20 protein-coding genes and 1 CRISPR repeat array are annotated in these 22,630 nt (G+C 46.3%); of the genes, 8 read left to right on the top strand and 12 right to left on the bottom strand.

Translation table 11 applies throughout. The features are described 5' to 3' along the window. Window positions 1-214 precede the first annotated feature (214 nt). Window positions 215-683: direct repeats of the CRISPR family, unit length 28 nt; unit sequence GTTGTCCCCACGCTTGTGGGGGTGAACC. Window positions 684-775: 92 nt separating this feature from the next. From PN498_RS13375 to PN498_RS13365, 3 genes are read right to left on the bottom strand one after another with little or no spacing between them, the layout of a single operon-like run. After that, window positions 776-1,780, bottom strand: a complete 1,005-nt coding sequence (locus tag PN498_RS13375; RefSeq protein ID WP_272063308.1) for a tyrosine-type recombinase/integrase — start codon at window positions 1,778-1,780, stop codon at window positions 776-778. Window positions 1,781-1,810: 30 nt separating this feature from the next. Further along, on the bottom strand, window positions 1,811-2,239 hold the full coding sequence (locus PN498_RS13370) for a type II toxin-antitoxin system VapC family toxin (protein WP_272063307.1): 429 nt from the start codon (window positions 2,237-2,239) through the stop codon (window positions 1,811-1,813). Further along, window positions 2,239-2,505 carry a hypothetical protein gene (locus PN498_RS13365; RefSeq protein WP_272063306.1) on the bottom strand — a complete coding sequence of 89 codons (267 nt, stop codon included), beginning with the start codon at window positions 2,503-2,505 and terminating at the stop codon, window positions 2,239-2,241. The genes PN498_RS13370 and PN498_RS13365 overlap by 1 nt, the downstream gene beginning before the upstream one ends. A gap of 414 nt (window positions 2,506-2,919) precedes the next feature. Here PN498_RS13365 and PN498_RS13360 point away from each other — a divergent pair, with 414 nt between their 5' ends. Further along, on the top strand, window positions 2,920-3,189 hold the full coding sequence (locus PN498_RS13360; RefSeq protein ID WP_272063305.1) for an AbrB/MazE/SpoVT family DNA-binding domain-containing protein: 270 nt from the start codon (window positions 2,920-2,922) through the stop codon (window positions 3,187-3,189). Then, window positions 3,186-3,590, top strand: coding sequence for a type II toxin-antitoxin system VapC family toxin (locus PN498_RS13355; RefSeq protein ID WP_272063304.1), 405 nt, complete (start codon window positions 3,186-3,188; stop codon window positions 3,588-3,590). Before PN498_RS13360 ends, PN498_RS13355 begins: the two co-directional genes overlap by 4 nt. An 84-nt stretch (window positions 3,591-3,674) precedes the next feature. Here the strand turns inward: PN498_RS13355 and PN498_RS13350 are convergent, their stop codons facing one another. Further along, window positions 3,675-3,872, bottom strand: coding sequence for a hypothetical protein (locus tag PN498_RS13350; protein ID WP_272063303.1), 198 nt, complete (start codon window positions 3,870-3,872; stop codon window positions 3,675-3,677). Between the two features lie 211 nt (window positions 3,873-4,083). On the opposite strand from PN498_RS13350, the gene PN498_RS13345 reads away from it, so the two are divergent. Continuing rightward, complete coding sequence (locus PN498_RS13345) at window positions 4,084-4,695, top strand: recombinase family protein (protein WP_272063302.1); 612 nt, start codon at window positions 4,084-4,086, stop codon at window positions 4,693-4,695. On the opposite strand, the gene PN498_RS13340 is transcribed toward PN498_RS13345, so the two are convergent. Beyond that, on the bottom strand, window positions 4,664-5,182 hold the full coding sequence (locus tag PN498_RS13340; RefSeq protein WP_272063301.1) for a hypothetical protein: 519 nt from the start codon (window positions 5,180-5,182) through the stop codon (window positions 4,664-4,666). The genes PN498_RS13345 and PN498_RS13340 overlap by 32 nt on opposite strands. Before the next feature lie 524 nt (window positions 5,183-5,706). Between PN498_RS13340 and PN498_RS13335 the strand changes: the two genes are divergently transcribed. Together PN498_RS13335 and PN498_RS13330 are read left to right on the top strand one after the other, a co-directional pair. Further along, the gene (locus PN498_RS13335) at window positions 5,707-6,099 is read left to right on the top strand and encodes a PadR family transcriptional regulator (protein ID WP_272063300.1); all 393 of its coding nucleotides are present in this window, start codon (window positions 5,707-5,709) and stop codon (window positions 6,097-6,099) included. 60 nt (window positions 6,100-6,159) lie between these two features. Beyond that, entirely contained in the window at window positions 6,160-8,124 is a 1,965-nt protein-coding gene (locus tag PN498_RS13330; RefSeq protein ID WP_272063299.1) for a hypothetical protein, read from the top strand. Window positions 8,125-8,141: 17 nt separating this feature from the next. On the opposite strand, the gene PN498_RS13325 is transcribed toward PN498_RS13330, so the two are convergent. Further along, on the bottom strand, window positions 8,142-8,918 hold the full coding sequence (locus PN498_RS13325; protein WP_272063298.1) for an alpha/beta hydrolase: 777 nt from the start codon (window positions 8,916-8,918) through the stop codon (window positions 8,142-8,144). Between the two features lie 24 nt (window positions 8,919-8,942). Continuing rightward, complete coding sequence (locus PN498_RS13320) at window positions 8,943-9,581, bottom strand: hypothetical protein (protein ID WP_272063297.1); 639 nt, start codon at window positions 9,579-9,581, stop codon at window positions 8,943-8,945. A 324-nt stretch (window positions 9,582-9,905) separates the two neighbouring features. On the opposite strand from PN498_RS13320, the gene PN498_RS13315 reads away from it, so the two are divergent. The 3 genes from PN498_RS13315 to PN498_RS13305 all read left to right on the top strand — a co-directional run bounded on the left by PN498_RS13315 (window position 9,906) and on the right by PN498_RS13305 (window position 13,756). Beyond that, window positions 9,906-11,894 carry a hypothetical protein gene (locus PN498_RS13315; protein WP_272063296.1) on the top strand — a complete coding sequence of 663 codons (1,989 nt, stop codon included), beginning with the start codon at window positions 9,906-9,908 and terminating at the stop codon, window positions 11,892-11,894. A 177-nt stretch (window positions 11,895-12,071) separates the two neighbouring features. Further along, the gene (locus tag PN498_RS13310) at window positions 12,072-12,410 is read left to right on the top strand and encodes a hypothetical protein (RefSeq protein ID WP_272063295.1); all 339 of its coding nucleotides are present in this window, start codon (window positions 12,072-12,074) and stop codon (window positions 12,408-12,410) included. Between the two features lie 857 nt (window positions 12,411-13,267). Continuing rightward, window positions 13,268-13,756 carry a tyrosine-type recombinase/integrase gene (locus tag PN498_RS13305; protein ID WP_272063294.1) on the top strand — a complete coding sequence of 163 codons (489 nt, stop codon included), beginning with the start codon at window positions 13,268-13,270 and terminating at the stop codon, window positions 13,754-13,756. A gap of 66 nt (window positions 13,757-13,822) precedes the next feature. Here the strand turns inward: PN498_RS13305 and PN498_RS13300 are convergent, their stop codons facing one another. The 5 genes from PN498_RS13300 to PN498_RS13280 all read right to left on the bottom strand — a co-directional run bounded on the left by PN498_RS13300 (window position 13,823) and on the right by PN498_RS13280 (window position 22,503). Next, complete coding sequence (locus PN498_RS13300; protein WP_272063293.1) at window positions 13,823-14,461, bottom strand: hypothetical protein; 639 nt, start codon at window positions 14,459-14,461, stop codon at window positions 13,823-13,825. A gap of 109 nt (window positions 14,462-14,570) precedes the next feature. Next, complete coding sequence (locus PN498_RS13295; RefSeq protein ID WP_272063292.1) at window positions 14,571-15,197, bottom strand: hypothetical protein; 627 nt, start codon at window positions 15,195-15,197, stop codon at window positions 14,571-14,573. A gap of 45 nt (window positions 15,198-15,242) precedes the next feature. Then, window positions 15,243-17,447, bottom strand: coding sequence for an AHH domain-containing protein (locus PN498_RS13290; protein WP_272063291.1), 2,205 nt, complete (start codon window positions 17,445-17,447; stop codon window positions 15,243-15,245). A 252-nt stretch (window positions 17,448-17,699) separates the two neighbouring features. Further along, window positions 17,700-21,947: a VWD domain-containing protein gene (locus PN498_RS13285; protein WP_272063290.1), complete on the bottom strand. Its 4,248-nt coding sequence runs from the start codon at window positions 21,945-21,947 to the stop codon at window positions 17,700-17,702. After that, window positions 21,886-22,503, bottom strand: coding sequence for a hypothetical protein (locus tag PN498_RS13280; protein ID WP_272063289.1), 618 nt, complete (start codon window positions 22,501-22,503; stop codon window positions 21,886-21,888). Before PN498_RS13280 ends, PN498_RS13285 begins: the two co-directional genes overlap by 62 nt. Window positions 22,504-22,630: the final 127 nt, after the last annotated feature.

Here is a 22,630-nt window from a genome sequence, read left to right as displayed (position 1 = left end):
CGATTGTACGAGTTCTCAAAGCGCTGAATCGGAGACGGCGACCGAGCTTACGGACGTCTTATAATGAAGCCAATTCTGCAGAAAATGGCCACTACAGACCGGGGGATTGCGGTCTACCGCTCCTACCTCTAAACATACAAGACCGGGGGATTGCGGTCTACCGCTCCTACCTCTAAACATACAAGGGGGCGCGTGGAATGGAGTTAGATCGACAGTTGTCCCCACGCTTGTGGGGGTGAACCGTCACTGTTCCTGTAGCGACATTTACCCCGCTGGCGTTGTCCCCACGCTTGTGGGGGTGAACCGTTGATACGCAATCGGTTCTGGTTGAGCCGCATCAAGTTGTCCCCACGCTTGTGGGGGTGAACCAGTCACCCGGCACATCCTTAGCAACTAAGCTCACCGTTGTCCCCACGCTTGTGGGGGTGAACCGGTCACTCAGGCTGATCCTGATGTCGCCCTGAACTGTTGTCCCCACGCTTGTGGGGGTGAACCGATGGGCCCAGGGAACCCCGAGCTAGAGCCTACGCGTTGTCCCCACGCTTGTGGGGGTGAACCGACTTTTGGCAACTGGATGAAAGGCATTCTCTCTGGTTGTCCCCACGCTTGTGGGGGTGAACCCGCCTACACCTGTGCCTGAAAACTCGGGCAGCGAGTTGTCCCCACGCTTGTGGGGGTGAACCGGCTTTTTCAATTGTGTCTGCCGCACTTGTGGTTGCTTGTCCCCACGCCCGTGGGGGTTATTGATTTTGTTAATGCCCTGGCTTTAGCAGGACTAAAACCGAATCCGCTCGATCTCGTCCAGACTGACCTTTTCTCGGCGGCGATCGTACAGCGCAGTTGTACGACTATCTGCATGGGCTGCAATCTCCTGAGCAATCTCCAAGGCTCCACCATTCTCCAAAAAGTTTGTAATGCCCGTGGCCCGAAACGTGTGATTGCAGGCATCCGTGTTAATTCCAGCTGCTTTGCATCGACGCTTGACCATAGCCCAAGAATCTCGCCGATCGAGGCGGCGATCGCTGAGCTTTCTGACTCGACCTCGCTGCTGGGAGCGAAATAGTGGCGTGCCTTTACCCCATGTAATGCCCTCTTGGGAGGTTGCCGTCTCCACATAGCCATGCAGATACTCGTTGGCCGTGTGATGTAGGGGAAGCTCCAAGTATTTCCCACCCTTCTCGTGCAACCGAATCCAATGACTTGCGCCTTTGAGAAAGTAATCTTCAACATTCATGGCCAAGACCGCACCGATACGGGCAAACGAGAATCCCATCAGGCAGATCAAAGCGCGATCGCGCAGACCAATAATGTGAGACACATCAAAGCTGTCAACTAGTTGCCGCATTTCAACGGTCTCCAGTTCTGGCGTCTTCCCGATTTTGGTGCGGTACTTGCGGCCCACAATATTCTCCGCTGGATTCATTGCCAGTAACTTCTGCTTGACCAGCCAGGCGAACAGCCGCCGAATCGCCGTTAGATGCTGGTTCACTGTCTGGGGATTGCCGGGGTGTTGCTCAATGTAGCTAGCGACTGCAATGTAAGTGATGTCTTCAAGCCTCTGTGCGCCTTTGGCTTCACACCATGACAGGAACAGTTTCACGGCATGACCATAAGCCTGTCGCGTATTAGGGTTGCGAATCTGTCCAATAAAATACTCAACAAACCTATGGGCGGTTTCTTCCCCAGAGTTGTAGACAATCGCAGGGACAATTCCATCAAGACCACCACCCACCGGCATCGCGTTGGATACAGCAACGATGGATTTGTGTACATTTGGCACGGTCCTAGACGAACTCTACTTTTTCCAGCCTTAAGTCTGCCGTGAGCTATCTAAAGACAGCAATCTGCAAGGCACAGTATCGCTTTTCTTGAGTAATTTTTCATCGGCTGTAATAAGCGGAATCTGCAATCGTTCTGCAACAGCAATATAGAGACAATCTTGTAAGCCATGCTTGATTTCCTTAGAAATTTGAGTTGCTCGGTTAAAATCCATCTTGTTCGGGTGCAATGTTACACCTTGTTTTTCCAGGTGAAATTGCCACTTATGCAGTAACACATCTGTCTCTTCATCTGTCAAAATCTCCATCCTAAATAGACGCGTAATTGCAGCAGCAACTTCGATTGCTATGAGTTCAGGTGCAATGAGCTTAGAGTCACTTCGAAGCAGAGAAAAGGCTGTGTCAGAGTTTTTCTCACGCACCATCCATTTGACCGCGACGCTGGCATCGACAACCAGCATTAGTAAGACTCGTCTCTAACAGCTTGAATAAGTTCCGCACTGTCAGGAAATTCGCGTTCTTTTTTGCAACTGAACTGTTGTTGAATTGCTTCCATCTCATCAGCGAAATTGCGCTGTGCTTGTAATGCACGCTCTATGAGAATCTGTCTAATATGCTCTTCGAGCGAGTGACCATCATTTTTAGCAAGTGCAGAGTGTGTTTGGTAAACCCAGGACTCAACTTTACGAATATGAATCGTTTTCTGGGGATTGAGTTCTGCAAGCATTTAGAACTAATACATAAATTTCACCTATAAAGCAAGTAAAGAAAGCTATATTTGATTGCATGTTAAATATTCTTTTCTTGATTGCAATTATTTGGAATGGATCTGAATTTTAACAGATTAAAAATTCCAGAACTTACGCGTAATAAAACATTGTTCTTGATATTGAGGCATCTGCTTCAATTCTGTTCAGACATAAAAAGGAATTATGTCTGATTAAAAAAGGAAAGAAATGCTTTTAAGATAATGTCACAGAAATTCTTAAAGATGTAGGATTCAGAAAATTATTCCGAATCAATTTTGATGAATCAGAAATTTGCCATTTCCTAAAAAATGTCAATCCGACAAAGTTATTGAATAAATAATCTATTTTGAATATTATTAATCACTATTTGTTGAACTGAAGAAAGGATTTATGTGCTGATCGAAAATAGCATTGTTGCGTTAGGTCCAAATGGCCGATTGTTACTCCCTTTAGCAATCCGCAAATCACTTAATCTGTCAAATGGGGATCGATTTGTCCTCGCTGCTGATCCAGAGTTGAAACATCTCTCGTTACAGAAGCTAGATAAACAGATTATGGCTGCTGAAGGGCTGTATCGAAACTATGCATCGGATACAAGCGTGGTGGACGAATTGATCACAGAACGTCGTTCTGAAGCTGCTGCCGAAAGCCATCCTGAATGAAGCCAGGCTTTGTGCTTGATGCCTCAGCCCTGCTAGCCTGGCTATTTGGTGAGCCCGGTCGTCAACACATCACGAAGGCTCTGACCAAAGGATGCTTAATTGCCTCTGTCAATTGGTGCGAGGTTTTACAAAAGGCAAACGGGCGCGGTATCGCTCAAGAGCGTCTTTATGGAGATCTTGAGGACAAACAAATTCTCGACGGCGCGCTTACCATCACCAGTTTTGATGAAGAGCTGGCAAAAAGGGCTGCAACCCTTCATCCACAGACGCAGTCTCTTGGCCTATCACTAGGCGATCGCGCTTGCCTCGCGCTCGGGATGAGCAAAAACCTCCTTGTGATAACAGCAAACAAGGTTTGGGCTGAGCTTGATCTGCCGGTTGAGGTGCAGTTAATCCGTTGATCGGATGCGGGTCAGCAAAAAGCATCCCGAGAAACAGCCTCACGAGATGCTTCTAGGGATGCCTACATCAGCTTTTCCACTGCCTCAAAGCGTGCGCAGGTACACCAACAACTCCTCAGAGATTTCAACAACTTCTTCGTACGTACCGACCTCGATGTCTTGTCGAGCGGTAGTTCCAAGCTTATTGCCCTGAATGAATATCCGATTTTGTTCGTCTCTGTAGAGTGCAGGACAGGTGCCGCTAGAGCAGGGTTTGAGTAGGACGGTCAGTTTTTCGGACACGATCGACTCCTTCACCTGGGAACAGGTGTAAAACAACGATAGCTGGAGTGGGGAATCCTCTCTTACTGTATGGAAATACGTCCACGCTTGTCAAATTAGTCATGACTTAATTGACGACATTAGTGAAATATCTCCTCTCTTCTTGGGTAGCCCGATAGAGTGACAGCAGGCCATTTGGGCTTGATATGGGCACTGGAAAGGGGAAATCCGGGTGCTGATTGGATATGAGTGGATTGCTGACACCGATAGTGAAGCGGTGCAGGAAGATCAACGTCGAGCACTACTAAATGCGGGAGTTGAGGCGTCTGATATCTACCAGGATGTCGAAGCAGAGCGTCCCGCTCTTCAAACCTGTCTTGATGCCGTGCAAGCCGGAGACACACTGGTAGCTTGGCAACTGGAGCGATTGGCGGATAGTAGATCGCATCTGTTAGAACTCTTGCAAGTTTTCTGGCAGCGAAAAGTTGGTCTAAAAGTTTTGACAGGGCACGGGGCTGTTCTTGATACGACCCAACTTAGCCTGGATGTGGCCATCAACTTGATAACAGCTCTGACAGAGTTAGAAACGCAGGTCCTACGCAAGCGCACTTTGAAAGCCCAGGCTGAAGCGCGTGCCAGAGGACAGGCGATCGGGCCGCGTCGCAAGATGACCGCTGAGATGATCCAGCAGGCCATGGTCTACATGACAGAGTCTGATACCAGTGCGACAGAGATTGCAGCTCTGTTGGGTATTACCCGCGCCACCCTGTACAACTACCTTAATGGTGATGGATCGCCGAAACCAGCGGCCCTTAAGATTTTGCAGGCGAAGGGGGAGAGGTAGAGATTGAAGTGTCAGAGACTGTAGGCATAAGCTCCTCTTCAACAAATGTGCGGAAAGCAGCAGAATATCCAAGACGAGCGGCTTGCCAGTGAGTTTGAATAGTGGGCAGGGCCAGTAGCTCCTGAGCATCTCGCTTGAATCCTTCCAGATAGGCTTTGTCCAAGGTGCCGTTGGTGAAATTGAGATAGTGGATGAAGGCGTGGTTAATGAAGAAGGAGGAGATGATTTGTAATTCCCACTTCTCTGGATCGAGCTTATTTGCGATCGCGAATTGCTTAAAAATACCTGGTTGATGCAACAGTCCCAAAAACAGGTCACGATGCCCGTTCACAATGGATTGATGATTCAAGCTGTAGTTGCTGATGACCTGTAGTTTGATGGTTCGTCGTGTTGCTAGCCACAGCAGAATATTGGCTACCGTAATAACGCAGGTAAACAGTGCCATTAAAAGGGTAGACACATCATTGAGGCTCAAGTCTGCAATCATGCAGTGGATGCTACGCACCCAGATGTTGGAATCAAGCGTTTTTTGACAGATTGTATTCTTGCTATGTTTCAGGACAAGGTTTGTAGCACAAAGGAATTCCAAGAGCGATGGAATCATTACATAGGCGTTTAGTCCCATAAGTAGCTTTGTGAGCACGACGGGCAAAGATACCGGCGATATATGAATAGGCTGCTCTCATGCAGGCTGATGGAGCCAGCCATGGCAGGGCAAGCTGTTCAGGCTTCGACAGGAACCTGAAAGACGATGTATGCAGATAGATACAAAACTGCGCTGCCCTGTAGATGACTCTGTAGATGATCGTGCAGCTTGCGTTATCACCGGTCAGTGTTGCCGATGGAAAGAGACTCGCGTGGCAGTGAGAGTACTATATATCATTTTTGTATACATAGTCTATTTTGACTAAATGCTATAAGTGGCACCTTATGCTGTGCAACTGGAATAGCTGATAGATATGATGGTGAGAATGCTCTTCCACGCCATCGAATGTTCTACAGGATATTGTTATGCCTCAGAAACAGAAGTCAAAACCCGTCGTTCTTTCAGAACTGGAAAAAACCCTATTGACCTTGCTGAATGGGCAGCGCCTTTATGGCACGGAATTTGTCGATGCGATTAGGGAAGCCAGTGATGGGGAACGGGAGATTGGTGTTGGGAGTTTGTATCCGACCCTAACCAGGATGGAGAAAAAAGGCTTTGTCAGGTGGGAATGGGGCGATGAGACGAGTGGGCCACGGCGTAAGTATTACTTCATCACACCTTATGGGAAGGACGTTCTAGAGAAGGATTGGCGTTTCCATCAGCGGCTGAGGGACTATGTCTCAAAAGAAGAGATGACGTCCTCTCCCCAGGCCAAAGCACAGGTGGACAAGGTACAAAAATTAAGCAAGGCCAGGTGAGAATTCTTCTTGCAAACCATAAAATGTGCTCAAGCGTAAGGGTGATTGGGTGCGTGTGGGGTGAGAAATTTTTGGGAGCCAGTTTGGCAGTCAGCGACAGATACGGCGCGGGGAGCGATTCTTGTCGCCTCGCGGTCACTGCCTGAAGACTTGCAACAAGCTTTTTTAGAAAGTTACGAACAGCAGTCTTTTGACGTAGGAGAAAGGCGAGAAGTCCTCCGGCGAGATTTGCAAACGCTGCTCAACTTGTGGCGTGGATATCTTGACGTCCTGCCAGGGAAGATGGTGGATGCGTGTACCCCGGTGATGGCTACCCGCCAGTTCACTAAACGGTTCGGGCCAGTGGTGACGGAGAAGATTGAAGCGGAATTTATCACTGATCATTTTCAATTAACACGCACCATGACCGGGTTCTTTGGTCCCGTGCTCATCGGCTTCAATATCTGTTGGGCGATTCTAGACCGCTGGTGTTTGCCGGAAACCTGGTCTGTGGCCTGGTCGATCCGCCTTGTCATCTGTCTGGTCGTAGGGGCTGGAATGGTATTTCGCTGGCGGATGGCAATGTCGTACCAGCGGTTTTATCAAACGGTGCCGGAACTGAGCTTAGTAACCGCTGTCGTAGGGATCATTGGCATTATTGTCCAAGCGCAACCGGGGGAGATGGGTCACGACATTTACTATGCCGGGCTGATGTTGCTGCTGTTATTGACGGCGTCGCTGTCTGGCCTGCGAACAGACGCTGTCTGTCGTTTCTGCGGTGTTCTTGTGGTGACCTATATGGTTACGGTGGGTGCCTTGGAGTGGCCTATCTTTGGGGACGCGGACAGCCTTTTGCGTTTGTCAAATGACATGGCCTTCCTGGGGGGTGGCAGTATTTTGACGATCTTTGGTGTGGCGTGGCAAGAGCGGTCGCTGCGGTTACGGTTCATGATCCGCTACATCCTCATTCACACCTTAGGGGATTTTGTCCGGTTCTTTGATGGCGGTGATGTGGCGCAGCTACAGGAAGTGGTCTCTCGATTGCAATATCAGCCGATGCGATTGCAACGATTTTTGGATCAGGCGTACCCTGCCTCCCTGTTATTAGCTGCTCCCAAAGTCCCGGTTGCGCAGTTACCGGGGGCATCTCCGTTTGAAGAAAACGAGTCATCTGAGGCTTCCGCTCCAGTGGAAGGCCTTGATACTCCAATTGATGGGGTGTTGAAGGCTGGTTGGGATAGAGCCGTTCGTTACGGAAAAGCCGTATGGGCCTGGTGTTTTTCTGAAGAGGAATTCCTTTCCTTTCGAGCGGCGCGCTCTGCGAGGCAAGCGTATAAAGACGATTATTTCTACGGAGCGATCGTGCCGTTTCGCCTTGGCATTCTTATCGGCCTCGGTACTTATGTCTCGTTTGCCGTGCTTGACTGGCTGACGCTACCCGAAACACGATCGTTCTCAGTGCCTTTGCGATTGGTCTTTACGGCTGTAGGACTTGGTAGCTTTATTCTCTCTTTCTTCGAGGCCTTCTTTAAGAAAGCATTTCTCTTGATTATGACTCCTACGGTCTTTGCTGTTGGGATGACGCTTATTCTCATGATCGCCAGGGCTAATCCCTTCGAGCCGGGGTATCGCTCTTACTATGTGGGGCTTATCAATATTTATCTGTATTTGTGTGTTCTCAGCCGATTACGCTTTGTCCCAGCGACGTTAACGGTTGTGGCGATCACTGTGTTCTATAACGTGGTTATTCTGTACGTAGAGCCGATGCCATTGACCACCTCAAACGTGGCAGCGCTAGCTAACAATAATTTATTCTTAGTTGGTGCCTGTCTCATTGTGGCGATCGCCATGAAATTTCAGGAATTATTTAAGCGTGACGAGTTGTTTGCTCGGTACTGTCTGATTGAGAAGAGCCGGGAGATTCTTGAAATTCAAGAGAGCGTGGATATGTCGCCTCAGGAACTATGGGATCTGTTCACCGGGTTTCGTTACTCTCCTCAGAAGATACAGGAATTAATCAATAGAATTCTTTCCCATAAGGGATGACCTGTTTTCTGTCACCGTTACAGCTGCTGTTGTAACCATTGAAGCATTGTGTTGGCAACCTCACGCCAGTCGCGATCGAGCATCATGTCGTGGCCCATGTTTGGGAAAATCACTAGGTCTGCATTGTATGCAGCTGCGGTTTGCTCTACCTCCTCTGGACAAACGACCTGGTCCTCTGTGGCTCCTAAGCACAACATCGGGGTTTGACTGCTGGTAACGGGCGGCAGTGGCCGCAGCAACATGTCCCAAAACGCGGCGAAGGATTCAGCCTGCATTTTCTGAAAATAGTAGGCTTGCTGTGGTGGGCTGAGATTGGGAAAAAAACTATCGCGGATGCAGTTTTTCTCCTTGATGAAAATTTCTGATTGCTGGCGAATAATCGATCGTAAAAATTGGCCTGGATGGGTCTTCAAAAACCGTAGATTTAGGGCCAACGCTCCGGTATGGGGAACAGAGGCGAGCAGGACCACGGCTTTAGCGCGATGTGTCGCTAGGAAATGCTGAACGATAAAGCCCCCCATGGAGTGTCCTATTAAGATAGGCAACTCTTCTAAGGTGCTTGTCAGGCTGATGACGTCCTCTACGTAATCGCTAATCCTGACGGCTTGCAAGGTATCATGTCCGGCGCTGCCGCCATGTCCACGGAGGCTAGGTGCATGGTTCGTATACCCCTGCTCGGCAAAATACTCCATAAAATGCTCTTCCCAACACCAGGCGGCGTGCCAGGCCCCGTGGATAAAGACAAGGTGGTTGCTGCCGGAGGTAGCTTCCCTGGTGAGGATTTCTAACTGCATATCTCCTGAAGAGGGGATGGCTGATCAATAAAAGCAGGGCGGGGCCCAGCGTTTCCGTGTATAGCCTGTATGACTGCGTTGGATGGGGTCTGGACGCATCCGGGTCGGTGCCTGCTGTCGTTCTCGTGCTTGCAGTTGTCTTATGCCGTCCATGCGTTTGTAAGATTGTGGGACCCCATGGCGTTGTTTGAATAGGGCCATTTTCTGTCGTTGCCTCTGCACCTTGCGGTTACGGATGGCGGGCTGAATCTGTTTGCGGTAGTAAGCATTGAACGCCGCTGGTGACATGCGAGCACAGGCAGGAGAGCCACAGCGCATGGCCCGTTGAATCTCCTGTGGCGAGTAGCCTGCCACGAACATCTTTTGAGCGATTTTCTTATCGGCGGCGATCGCTTTTGGATGCCGACCGGCAAAAGCCTTCGCTGCTGCTTTGCGATCGCTTCTCCCTAATGTTCTAGACAGCTGCGTTCGGTACTCTTTGGCCGCAGAAATATTCCGCTCTGGCCTAGCAACCCGGTAAATTGCATCCCGTTCTGCAATGCGTAAGCGGTTGAATGCGGCTTTATCACTCTGTCGTCGATCAAGGTCTGTAACGCGTCTACCCTCGGTACGGACAACGTCTAATGCCCGGGCACTGATACGACCCGTGTACTCTTCGGTCATGGTATTTATGAGAAATAACGACTTCTGAAAAGGTTCCTGTAGATATGGTCGGCGGCGGGAAGGCAAATGAATAGCTGGTATCTTTGCCGATAAAAATGATTTATATCATATTTGTAAGCTAAAGCAATTTTACAGTCTAAATTGCTTTAGCTTACGTTGCGCAGGTGAGTTGGTTTGCTGTTGCGATGGGCAACCATGTGCCTATTTCAGATAATCGGGCCCAAATAGTTGCCGAGAACTGACTTGAAATGTTTCGGCATAAACATTTTTAAGGGTACCGTTAGAATACGCGTGAAGAAACCTTCTCTTACGCGTTGCCTCATTATGGTGCATCATCTCTCTGGGCAAGCAATTATTGATGTCTTATCCCGTGGGCTTTGCTGGTTCCTGCCGCCGGGTTTGCGACGAAGTTTTCTTGATGTATTAGAACGGGCGGAACATGAAAATACAGAACATGCGCCGTTATTGCTGTTCCGTACTGCCCTTACAGAAGTCATCAGTTTATGGCGTGGTTATTTGGTTTGTGTTCCACAAGCCATTGCAGATGCTTTTAACCCACAAATGGTTACCACTCGGATAGCACTGCCTTACGGACCAAACGCCGTTGAGCGCGTTGAAGCGGAATTTCTCGCCGACCATTACCAATTAACGGCAGCTATGGCACGCTTGCTTGGTCCGGTAATCATTGTCTTCAATGGGTTGTGGGCGTTGCTGGATCTGTGGTGCCTTTCTGAAACGTGGTTGATCGCTTGGAGTATTCGAGCGGTTGTGTGCAGCAGTATGGTTGCAGGACCGCTACTCTTGTGGCGGTCAGAAGATTTTTACCAAGCCCATTATCAAACTATTCAAGAGAGCCTATTACTAGTCGCCACCACAGGGAGCATCATTATCCTTGTCCTATCGCATCCCGGCGAGCTTGGCCATGATATTTACTATGCAGGGCTAATGCTGTTTCCATTATTTGCGGCAACGATCTCTGGCTTGCGGGCTGATGCGGTGCTCCGTTTCTGCAGCATTCTTGTCGTGGGTTACATCATTATGACTGTCGTCCTAAAGTGGTCGCTTTCCCCAGTAGAGGGGGATGTGGTGCGGCTATTTAATGATGTTATGTTTCTCGGATCTGGCAGCTTTTTGGCTATGGGTGGGGCTGTGTGGCTGGAGCGTTCCTTCCGGATTCGGTTTCTAATTCGCTATGTGTTGGTCTTTACCCTTGAGGATTTTGTCCGGTATTTCAGTGGCAATAATGCGGTGCAGTTGCAATCTGCCATCAATCAGTTGCAACACCGACCAAACGAACTATGGCAATTTCTGCGTCGAACCTATCCGGCTGGCAGTGGCTTGTTCTTATCTCTTCCCCAATCATTGCCGTCTTTGCTGACGGCTTCTTCGGAACTTAAAGAGGCCATAGAAGAGACAGATGAACAAGATGCTTCCGATATCTTGGAGGAGGTGAAGAAGCCCTCCCATTCGCAACTTTTTCAGGCAGCGAAAGAGAGCCTGATTAACTCCTGGAAAACGCTTCGGGCCTGGTTGCTATCGGAAGAGCAATATCTGTTTTTCAGCGACGCAACGGATGCACGAGTAAGTTATGACGAGGATTACTTCTATGGGGCGTTAACGCCGTTCAGGATAGGAGCGTATTTTGCGATCGGTACCTATGCCAGTTTTGGGGTGGTTGATTGGGTTGTGCTCCCCGACACGCGGTATCTTTCTATTTCCATGCGGCTTACCTTTATCGTAATAGCCTCAGTGCTTCTATACGTGACGTTCTTTGAAAAGGTGTTCTCTCGGTTTTTTGTATGGGTTGTCGCCGCTAGTGTTGTCTACGCTTCTGGCACGATCATTTTGATGATTGCATACGCAAATCCGCAAGAGTTGGGCTACCGCTTCTATTACCTTGGCCTGATGAACATTCTTAGCTACATATTTGTTTTCAGCCGCCTACGGTTTGTCTCGGCCACACTGTTAGCTATTGCTGTTGTGTTCACCTACAACGGAATTAACTATTACGCACATGCGGATTTTTTCACCGAGCCAAATATGGCGCTGCTCATGAACAACAATATCTTCCTGATCGGCGGGTGTCTTGCCGGGGCAATCGCGGCACGCTATCAAGAATGGTATTTGCGGGATGAATTCTTTACCCGATATGTCCTTCTGCAGAAGAGCCGAGAGATATTAGAGTTTCAGGCAGACTCCAAGATCAGTCCTCAGGAACTTTGGGATATGGTTTCTCAGTTGCGCCATTCTCCCCAGAGGATTCAAGAAATGATGCGGACAGTATTATCCTACAAGGATAGTATTCAGCAGTAAGAAACGCTATGCCTATTGCCGTTGCTGCACGACTGATTTGTTTGCAGTTCTGATAATCTATGCAAATATGATATAGCGGCTTTTGAACCTCTTCTTTCTTCGTGGTTTGTCAGCGTGTCATGTGCCGCGATATCTAGATGAACGCTACACCGAATCAGCTGTTTTTCCCTAAACCTCATGTCTAAAAAGCTGGAGCAACTGGAAGCTCAATTAACGGAATTAAAGAACAAAATCAGCCAGGAACGGAGACGAGCCGATACTCGGCGAAAGGTTCTTTACGGTGTTGCGCTTGAGGCAGCACTGCATGAAGGTAAGCTGCAAGAAGATTTTGTCGAGCAATTATTGGATCGCTACATCTCCTCCTTCGCCTGCAATAGCTCCAAACTTAGACTCAGAAGTAAAATGACGGTGAAAAGGGTGTCGTTAGGCCATCTTCGGCGCGATGGACCGTGCCTTTCAAGAGTCAGACTGGTAATCATTGAGCCAGGGAATATCTATCGCCCTACCTTGATTTGAGTTAGGTGGTTCAGGGAGAAAACGTCCAAGATCTTGACCTTGAGACGGATTACCATGGCTATTGAGATTAAGGTTCTCAATGTGGGAATTAATGATGTTAATGGTTATAGATGGTTGCTGCCGCACAGATCGATTGAGCGCAACATTGCTTTGAGAACGGCGTTGGATGCCCCTACTCAAGTTTCTATGCTGCGGATTATCAGAAGGGAAAGATAGGCGGCTTTCGATGGGAAAGCGCCCAGCTTGCGGGTTTTCATTCAGCGTTCTCAAGCTATCGAGAGTTGGGACTCGATTAATCTCTAGGCCGCTTGAATCCAAACCTGTAGGATTTGAAGATTCCCGTATGGGATTGTTTTGGTTGTAGAAAGCCTGCAACGCAGTGGAATTTAGAATAGGAGGATTATGAGTGGAAGGATCAGGAGAATAAGGCCCTGGTCCACCATTATTTGTAGAGTCAACATCTTCTCCTTGGTTGAGAAGAGATCCTGCTCCTAAGAAGATGAGTACTCCAGATACTACTAAAATGTCGATCATAATACTTCTCCAGCAATGATGGACTTTTTCGCAATCTAGTTCCTAATTATAGAAAATGTTTAGGTGAAAATCTCTGTATCTAAAGATTAAATACAAGGTTATTTAATTTTCCCCACCAATATTTTCTACATAATCTTGGAAGAAGACATTCCAATTCTCACCATATCAAGACGCAAGACCTCTTCGGTTCCTGGTGCTGTTGTCGGCGCTGGGGTAGTCGCTATAGTCGTCGAGGGAATGGCAAGACGACAACGGCCCTTACCTATGAAGAGGCGCTGGCGCAGATGGAGGCGATCGCCAAACGGCGGTGCAAGCGCGGTTATGTGTTGGTCTATTCTGGGTGTCGGATTTCGGAAGCGTTGGAACTGACGCCACGGCGGGTGGAGCTGGGCGAGCAGTGTTTGCGATTTCGTTCGCTGAAAAAGCGTAAGGATAAGGACGGCCAGCCCCGCGCCATTTACCGCACAGTGCCGGTGCCCCCTACCCTGCTAGAGCAGTTGGACTTGGTGTTTGGGATTCGGGAGATCCAGCAGCGGGGTGATAAACGGTTGGATTTACCGCTTTGGCCGCGCACCCGTGCCTGGGGCTGGCTGGTGGTGAAAGAGGTGATGGAAGCAGCCGGTATCTCCAACGGGCCTCATAAAACGGCGAAAGGGCTGCGTCACGCTTTTGGCATTAAGGCAATGCAGGCAGGCATTCAGCTCAACATGCTGCAAAAGTGGATGGGCCATGCCGATCTGAAAACCACGGCGATTTACGCCGATGCGATTGGCGAAGAGGAGCGGGATATTGCGTCGAGAATGTGGGGGTGATTCCTTAGATTCCTCATATTATTTATAATTATAGTTGAAAAGGCTAAAGAAGCGCTGTCTTTAAACTTATAGAATTTCTTCGAATTCATTCGGCTTGCTGCGAAATTGATCAAAATCTTGCAGGCTATAGATACTAAGTGAAAATATCTTTGAGTCATTAAAGAGTCGTACTATGTATCCGAATTTATTTCCTCGATACGTATTACGGTAAGTAGGACCTGATGCGTCATAATATCGAGCCGTATATCGTGAACCAACAAAGTCTTCAACAACTTCACTGCCCCATATTTGTTGAATAACATAAAGAATGTCCTCATCTTGTCGAGGATTGAAATCTGACGTTATTAACTGATTTCCGATGTCGGATTCTCGGATTCCAATTCCCTCAGAATAGTCATTTTCAACAGAAGATGGTGAGGATATCATGATAGAAAGAGGGCTATTTCCGTAAGTCAGTTCAGCCCTGTAGTACTCTGCACTTCCGTAGCGTTCTACTTCAAAATCGGCAATCCCTCCCAAATTATTGTTTATAAGACGCATAGACTCTGTAGGTGACTGTCCTGGAAGAGCAGAAGCTTTATGAAATAGAGAAGGGGAAAAGATAAATGTACAAAAAGTGAGTGTCGAGATGAACAATTTGTCTGCAAAGATATGGTGTTGATGTCTAGCTCTATTAGTTTTTTGTGACTTTGATGCTTGTTTCATGAGATTAGTTCAATTGTTGGAAGTGAGTATACAAAAGACTGAAAACTAGAAACTACTTCGAATAAAAAGAGAATTATTCGGGGGCCAATTGTTTCTGAACTCCCCATTATCAATAGTTACGATAAATTGGTTTGAATGGGTGCGGGCCTTCAGAATCCCACATCAATGAAAATTTAAATCCTGTCAAATTTGCACGACGTACCTCATTAAAAAAAAGGTCTGTATAAAATTCTTTGTTCGTTTTTGAATCAATAAACATAGCTTGATGCCTTATCTTTTCCTCATTGAAATAAAAACTTCTGATGTTCGGTTTAATTTTCGAATTTGAAAATCTGGTATTAATAGATTTCTCTACTAAAATTGAATCTTCTATTACATTTAGTAGATTGAAAGCCCTGTAATCTTTGTATCTCTTTGGCATCTGAGGAATCACCTCTTCACAATCTTGAGTGAGAAAATGCTTTAAGCTGGAATAAGCTCTGGGAGAAAAAATAAGAAAGAGCGATTGATAGATTATGTCCGGATAGGGATTATTTTTTACCTCTTCCTCACTACAGTCATCAAATTCAATTTTGAGTCTCGGTTGAACTTTGTTGAACACGTCTGAGATTGAAATACCACGAGGAATTTCAACAATTAACTTCTTGCCGAATGCCTGACTTATTGGCTTGCAGTCTTTATGATTTACCCAGTTCAGACATAATGGGGAAGCTGCGTGTAGTTGGTATACTTTCAAAAAAACTCCAAATTCTTGAAATTTGATATTCCTCTAAATATCTGATCATGATAGATCAACTGAAAAATCCTTTGAACTTAAACGTATTCCTGGTTGTTGCCCCGGCACATCTCCTTCGATTAATTCGATCCGAATTTCGTTGATCAATTCCCACACCTCTTCTGGTGTCTGTGGTCTTTCCTCTCTGAAGCGCTGGTTTACATATTCAGAATAGTGAGGATGGTGTCCACTGTGACGATGAGCATTTTCTAAAGCTGGATTGACAGGACCCTCATCGTCTTTGGGCAGCATCACGCCATTTCGTGGATCGTTAATACTGATACCGTTTTCCTCAAGCACTTCACGTGCACCAGCCGCCCTCGGATCCCCCTTTGGAACAATATGGTGTGCTTGAGAATTCTTGAACTCTTCGTCCGTGTAGGTGATACCTTGGGATACACCTATTTGTCGATCTCTTCGTTTAACGTTCTCACGAAAAAATAGTGTAGAGGAATTGTCTGGGAGAGTCGTTGCCCCCCCATCGGCAATAGAGCAAACAGCCTCAGTCACACCACCAATCTGGCCTCTATCAGGGCGGTTGCCTAATTTATCGCATAGGCTATCTGCGACAGCTATTGGATCTAGTGAGTCATCTAAATTTCCAGTAGGCGGAAGCTCCTCTTCAGGAAAACCAATGCCCGGTGGTTGAACCTTGTAATCATCGTCCGTTGGGGTTTCCGGTACTCCTACAGCCATAAATAATTCGTATAGGTCGTATAGAGTAAGAGCTAGTCCAACACCAGGAATCGCTCGTGCACCAGCTTTTACTCCTGCTCGAAGGACGGTAGCGGCTGCACGCTTTGAAATCTTGCTATGGCTGTGTCCATTTACATTTACACTTTGTAGATCAGAAGGTGGGACTACTAAAACTGCTGGAAGAGTCGAAGATCCATCATTTCCTGCTGCTTTAAGTCCGATGAGTTCTTCTGAGCTTATATCCGTCGAAATGTATTCTGAAAAATCAATAACATGGGGAGTCTCTAAGCCTTCAATTGTTTCAACAAATATAGGCGGTTGGTTGTTATCTAGTGGATTTTCATCAGGTAATACTCTTATTTGTAATGACCCAAATTCACCCGTCCTACCTTGGGTAACCATCCGTGCATATATGCGGTCACTAATTATGCTCCAAGGCACATCGGCATAGCGTTCAGCTTCGTTGCTAGAAACGGGGATGATGAAGTCTTCTGAGAGGGCGAAATAGTTAGTCCCGTGTTGAATGAGTTGTTCTCGAACGGACATAGTCGCTTTTATGAATTGCCCTACGTCGCCTAGTTCATTGAGGGCATCCTCAAAACTTGGTAAATCGGAATGGAGGCTGGAGACTGTATTCCATGTAGAAATTATCTGTTCAACAAAATCCTGAGATAAGCTATCTCGGTAGTCTGGAATGAGATAATCAATGGTCTCTCTGACGTCAGGAGCCATCTCCTCATAATCAACTCCTGTCTGGATATTCCACATCAAGACATTTAGTTGTGTGTGAGAAAGGCCAGAGCCGAGCGCCCGTACATTCAATGCTCTGATGACGTCCGCTCTGGAGCCTGCTGCCGGTGCAAGCAAATATCTATGTCCATTAGGGCTTGCGTACTCGTGCACTGGGATACCAGGAGCGTTAGGCTTTAGGCAATAAAGATAAATCTTTGCTGCGTAATCCCCAGGCATAAGTTCCAAAGTGCCGTCTGGGCTAACCAACAGCATCTTCTGGATGACGTCTAAAATGGTGTCTTCTGGTTCTAAGGCGGAACCCTCAGGAGAGAAGGGACTATCGGGTAGTTGGCTAATCGTCGGATAAAGATTGTCAGTGCTTATCTCTATAGGAATGTCGTCTCTAACAACTTCGAGTAGTGCGTTTGTGATCTCTCTTTCGACGGCATCTCCTATAACGTCTTCTAAAACGTCTGGCACTCCTGGAACATCAGCACAGCCTACAAAAGGTAGGCAAATCTGTTTGTTTTGAATTTGCTGTTCGCTATTGATCAGCGTTGTTTTGTCTGGATTAGAACTTGGTGTCTGTGCGTAAGCGCTATCTAGAAAGCTTGTAGAACGGGCGAGTGTAAGAGAGTTAAAGCCAAGGATGCTCGCTAGTATCAGAGATATAAGTTTTTTTGGAAAAAAGCCTGAAGCTGTAGCAAAGAAGGCGATTAGGCTTGCGATGAAGATGAAAAGCCGACGATGCACTCTCTTGAGTGGCGCACAGAACTTTTTCATTGTTTGGTAGGGGTAGATAGCCTGCTAGCTGGTCCTTTGTAGAAAACTTACAAGCAGCGCTTAATGGACAGAATAAATCTATATCATTTTTGTAAAATATGTCAACTATGATCAGTCAAGATGGTCCTTGCTAGGAACGGGGAAATGGTGGCGCAAAGCTTCGTCTGTATGGACTGATGAAGGAGGAGCGGGATATTGCGTCGAGGATGTGGGGGTAATTTGTCTTGAGAGTTGATGGCTGATGACCAACCGTTAAAGCCAAGTGCGCCCTTCCGCATACCCATGTTTGATGTAATGTTCAGCTGCCGCCGTTAAGTCGTTACCAAAGGCTGCATTCAAGTCAGCATATTTGTTGAGATAAGCATCTCCATCAAATAGGTTACGGGATCTGCCTTCTACCGAGCCAAAACTAATAAAGTGCTCTGTTCCAGCTTCCAGGTCATAGCCAAAAGTTTGGATAAGGTCTTCGTAAGAAGCAAGGTACTCATCCGCTTCAAACGTGATTTGCCGCCCTTCTTTGGAGCCATATTGACTATAGTGCTGCTCACCGGCGGCTAAATCATAGCCAAAGGCATTAATCAGATCGTCGTATGATGCGATGTAGGCTCCTTGGTCGAAGCTCCAGATACGGCCTTCGGCGTAGCCATGTCTAACGTAATGTTCTGTCGCGGCATCTACGTCATCGCCAAAAGCCGCTTTGAGATCGTCATATTGATTGAGGTAAGCATTGCCGTCGAATCGATCGCGGACTCTACCTTCTTTTGAGCCTTGATCAATAAAGTGCTGCGTTCCAGCTTCTAAGTCATAGCCGAAGACCTGGATAAGATCTTCGTAGGAGGCAATATAATCATCGGCTTCAAAGGTAATCTGCCGTCCTTCCCTGGAGCCATATTGACTGTAGTGCTGTTCTCCAGCGGCTAAATCATAGCCAACAGTGTCAATCAGATCATCGTGTGAGGCAATGTAAGCCCCCTGGTCAAATCTCCAGATGCGCCCTTCTGCATAGCCATGCCTGATGTAATGTTCTGTAGCGGCATCCGCGTCGTCTCCAAAGGCTGATTTTAGATCCTCATATTGATTGAGGTACGCATTGCCATCGAATCGATCGCGGACTCTACCTTCTTTTGAGCCTTGATTGATAAAGTGCTGTGTTCCAGCAGTTAAGTCATAGCCGAAGGCCTGGATAAGATCTTCGTAAGAAGCAATGTAATCATCGGCTTCAAAAGTGATTTGCCGCCCTTCGCTAGCGCCCTGTGGGCTGTAGTGTTGCTCTCCGGCTACGAGATCATAGCCAAAGGCATCGATGAGATCGTCGTGAGACGCAATATAGGCACCGGGTTCAAAGAGGCTGTAGGTCGTGACGCCGGGTTTGGATAATTCCTTTTCAATAGTGTTGGCGGAGATCTCTGTGCCGTCAGCAAACCTGAAGAATTCAACACCTCTGAGGGCACCGAATTGTCCAAGGATGCGGATGAGATCCCCTTCTATCGGTGTGGTGATGTCTAGGTCGGTTGGGTCATTACTGTTTCGTTGAAAGATGAGCGTATATTTATCAACGCTGCTTTCGAAGAACAGCGCGTCTGTGCTGTCTCCGAAGTCGTCAATCGTGTCGAAGCCGTCGCCTAGACCATAAACATAGGTATCATTACCTTCGCCGCCATCAAGGATGTCGTTGCCAATACCGCCTTCTAATAGGTCGTTGCCGGGACCGCCGGTGATTTCATCATCTCTTTCAAAGCCGTAGAGCTGATCGTCTCCCTCAAATCCCCTCAAGACGTTGTCAAACGGGTCGCCAAAGAGGGTATCGTTGCCCGGTGTGCCTTCAATATCGTTGAAGGTATTGATAATAGGCTGCATTGCTGCCAATGGAGAAAACTCGCCACCTGTTAGCCTGGTTGACTCAATGAACTCCGCATCGCCGGTCAAGGCGAAGTCAATGATCGCTGCATCAAGTAGTATTGCGTTAGTAATCCCTCCTGCGTCCTTAATAGCTTGTTTGGCTGCATCCCTCGTGGATTCATCCAGGTCATCAATAGTGATGATACGGTTTGGCGGTGCATAAGGTTCTCGTTCGCCGGGGAGTAGTGATTGTTCCTCGGGAATTAACCAGCTCGCTGCATAGTCGCCATACATGGTTTCGGCGGCTAATGGTGTTTCAAGAATAGTGCCGTCTGCTAACTGGAAATCATCAACAGGATCGCCATTGGCGTTGCCAAGTAATCCTTCTATTGTTCCGTCTACTCTATTGTTAAAGGACGGCGATGGAGTGACGTTTAGAAAACTACCGCGTACGGCTACAGACGTTATATCCCCGTTGCCATGATCGATGGTGTAGTTGATACCTGAACGAGAGATTGACCCTTCACCAATAGCGATAGAATCGCCATTCCTCAGCGTTGTTTCAAGCCCATTAATCAATAATGAGCTGCCGCTTCCAGTTTTCTCTATGGAGATGACTGTGCCATTGACGGACGTAGCCATTGCCTTTGCAATGGATAGATTGGAAGATCGAGATTGTTTAACAAACCGGACTTGGACTTCGTATTGGGGACCTTCGGTTGCTCTGGCAAGTACGAATTCTCCTGAAGCTTGAAAGTCATAATAGCGATCATCAAATGTGACGATGCGTGGATCGCTGAAAACGCGTCCGCTTCGGTTATTTGTTGGATTGCTACTTTTATCAAGATATGCGCCCGTTGCTGTATTTTTTTCTTTTTCTATAAGAATAAGGCCCGCTAGAGGATTGTTATCTTCTTTTGGAATTGATATGTTTAAATTGACAGAAACAGTTGATGTGGTTGGGGTTGGATTACGTTCTGAGTCAACGTAATTAGATATAAAGATGGGATTTGATCCTGCTAATATAGGAACTTGACCGCTGTCGAAGGTTGCATTTCCCTCTGTCACTCTACCTGTGAGAGATATTAAGAAATCGAAAGATGTATCACCTTCCCGGGTGAACTCAAATACAAGCTGAGAATCTCCTACTTCTCCTGTAAAAAGGTCTTTAGCAAAGCTTAGAGTATTTCCCAAGAGTTGAACGTTTTCTCTATCAGCGAAATCTGCGAATTCTACATTACTAACTCTGTTGAAACTACCTGAATCAACATGAGTAACAATTACCGCTTCGCCGCCACTGAGAATGGAAAATTCATATTGATCTAAATTCTCTGAAAAAATTACTCGATCAGTTCCTTCTCCACCTAGTACTGTATCCCCTTGACCAACATAGAAGATATCATCGCCGTCTTCCCCAACAAGCACGTCAGAGATAAAATCGTCTACGTGTTTTACGGCGTTGGGCTCATATCTCAAGCCACCACCATAGAAAATATCATTTCCACTTTCACCATATAGGAAGTCTTCACCAGTACCGCCTATAAGAACGTCATCATCTGCACCCCCGTACAGGATATCACTACCTGAATTTCCGAAAAGAGTATCCTGGCCTCTGTTACCAATAATGTCGTCGTCTGCGTCTCCTCCGAAAACAACATCTTTGTCAGAACTTCCTACGATGAAGTTAGCATGCGAACTTCCAATTGTTAAAGATGGTAACAGAGGAAATAGTGAGTTGAATTTCTGCTTTTTCCCAGTGTCATCGTAAACAACAATGTTACTGCCAGGTACTGAAACAGTTTCAAGATTACGCAAATTACCAGATACATATCCTGAGACTGGGACAGGGACTAATAATTTATCTTCCTCGAAATTTGAAAATATAAAATAATTTTTTAATATGACATTTTCTTTAATTGATCCATTCCGAACTGTTAGTCCTGTAGCGGTCAAAATTCTTTCAGTTGAAAAGCTTTCATCTATTAGTTCTTCAATATCGTCGCTGACAATCTGAAATACGTCGTTAGCTTCATTTTGAGATTCTAGGAATAGCCTAATCTCAGCTAAATCTTCAACCCTTGGGAAAAAAGGATTTAAGATGCCGTGCTCCAATACTTGAACTACATTTGGAATAGCATCAATTTGTTGATCCTGCGAGAAATAGTCTGAATATAAAGCGCCTCCGAGAGGGGTTCCATCTGCTTCATAAAGTCTCAATTCGCCATCATCTGCTGGATCTTCAAAAAGATCTAGAAAGAATTTATCAACATCATCTTCGATAGCATTCCATACAAGAGAGCTAGTAGTAGCAGCGGCAAAGATCGCTGTACCGAGAGGAAATCCGAGAGCTAAAAATAGGGGAGTTGCGAGGGCTGCACCAATTGTTGCGGCAGTTGCGTCTTCAGCAACTTCTAAGACAAATCCCCCTACTTCGAGATTTCCATCATCATTTTTAATGATTTCAACAGTATTAGTGATGAGAGAGGAAAATACATTATTCTTCGCTAGAATACTTAACGTATTAAGATTCGATTCTTTGAGAAATTTACCAAGCTCTTCCTCGAACACTGAAGCTAGAATCCCTGTAAATAAAGCACCTTCAGAAGATTCTTTTATTACTACTAGGTTTTTTGACAGGTAAAATTCCGGATTGTTCGCCATATTCATTCACCTTTAACGTGTCTAACGAATACAAATTGACTAACTCAGGCTCATAAACTGAACACCTTAATTTCTTGTTAAAGTGATATAAGATATTTATCTTATCATTGCTCTTAAACGGAGGATTTAGCGAAAAATTTTTAAGGTCACTCAAGTCAATGAAATATGAATAAAAAACATTATTTGTATCTGAAAATTCAATGTCAATAATCCATCTATATGGATGTCTAAAATCTGGTCTTCTGACAGATTTTACGATAGCCTTTGCCATCAGGCCACAGGTGTATGGATATACAATCTTTTTGTAGTGATTAATTAAAAGTATATTCAATAGTTTGAAAAACACTATTGAGAAAATCACCATAAATAAAAATGAATAATCCCGCTTTTCAAAGGCATAAATAAGCGGCAACAGAATCACCACTGTTGCAAGGATTATGTTTTTGTTTATTTCTTTCTTGATATATTGAAATGCATCTAGATTGAATTGTCCTTTATATTTCAGCTCATCAATCAATTCTCCAAAGGCAGTTCTGCATATAAAATGAGCTAGCATTAAATGCCGTTCAGACAATATTTCAGGGTTATTTTTGGGTCAAGTAAGATAGCATGTTCCATTATCTTGAGCTTTGCCGAAAGGTCACAAAAAGAATATATATCATGTTTGTATAGTAGTCAATTTC

The organism is Oscillatoria sp. CS-180, from assembly GCF_028330965.1.
Classification (GTDB): Bacteria; Cyanobacteriota; Cyanobacteriia; order Phormidesmidales; family Phormidesmidaceae; genus Halomicronema.
This window is presented reverse-complemented; position numbering and strand designations above follow the sequence as displayed.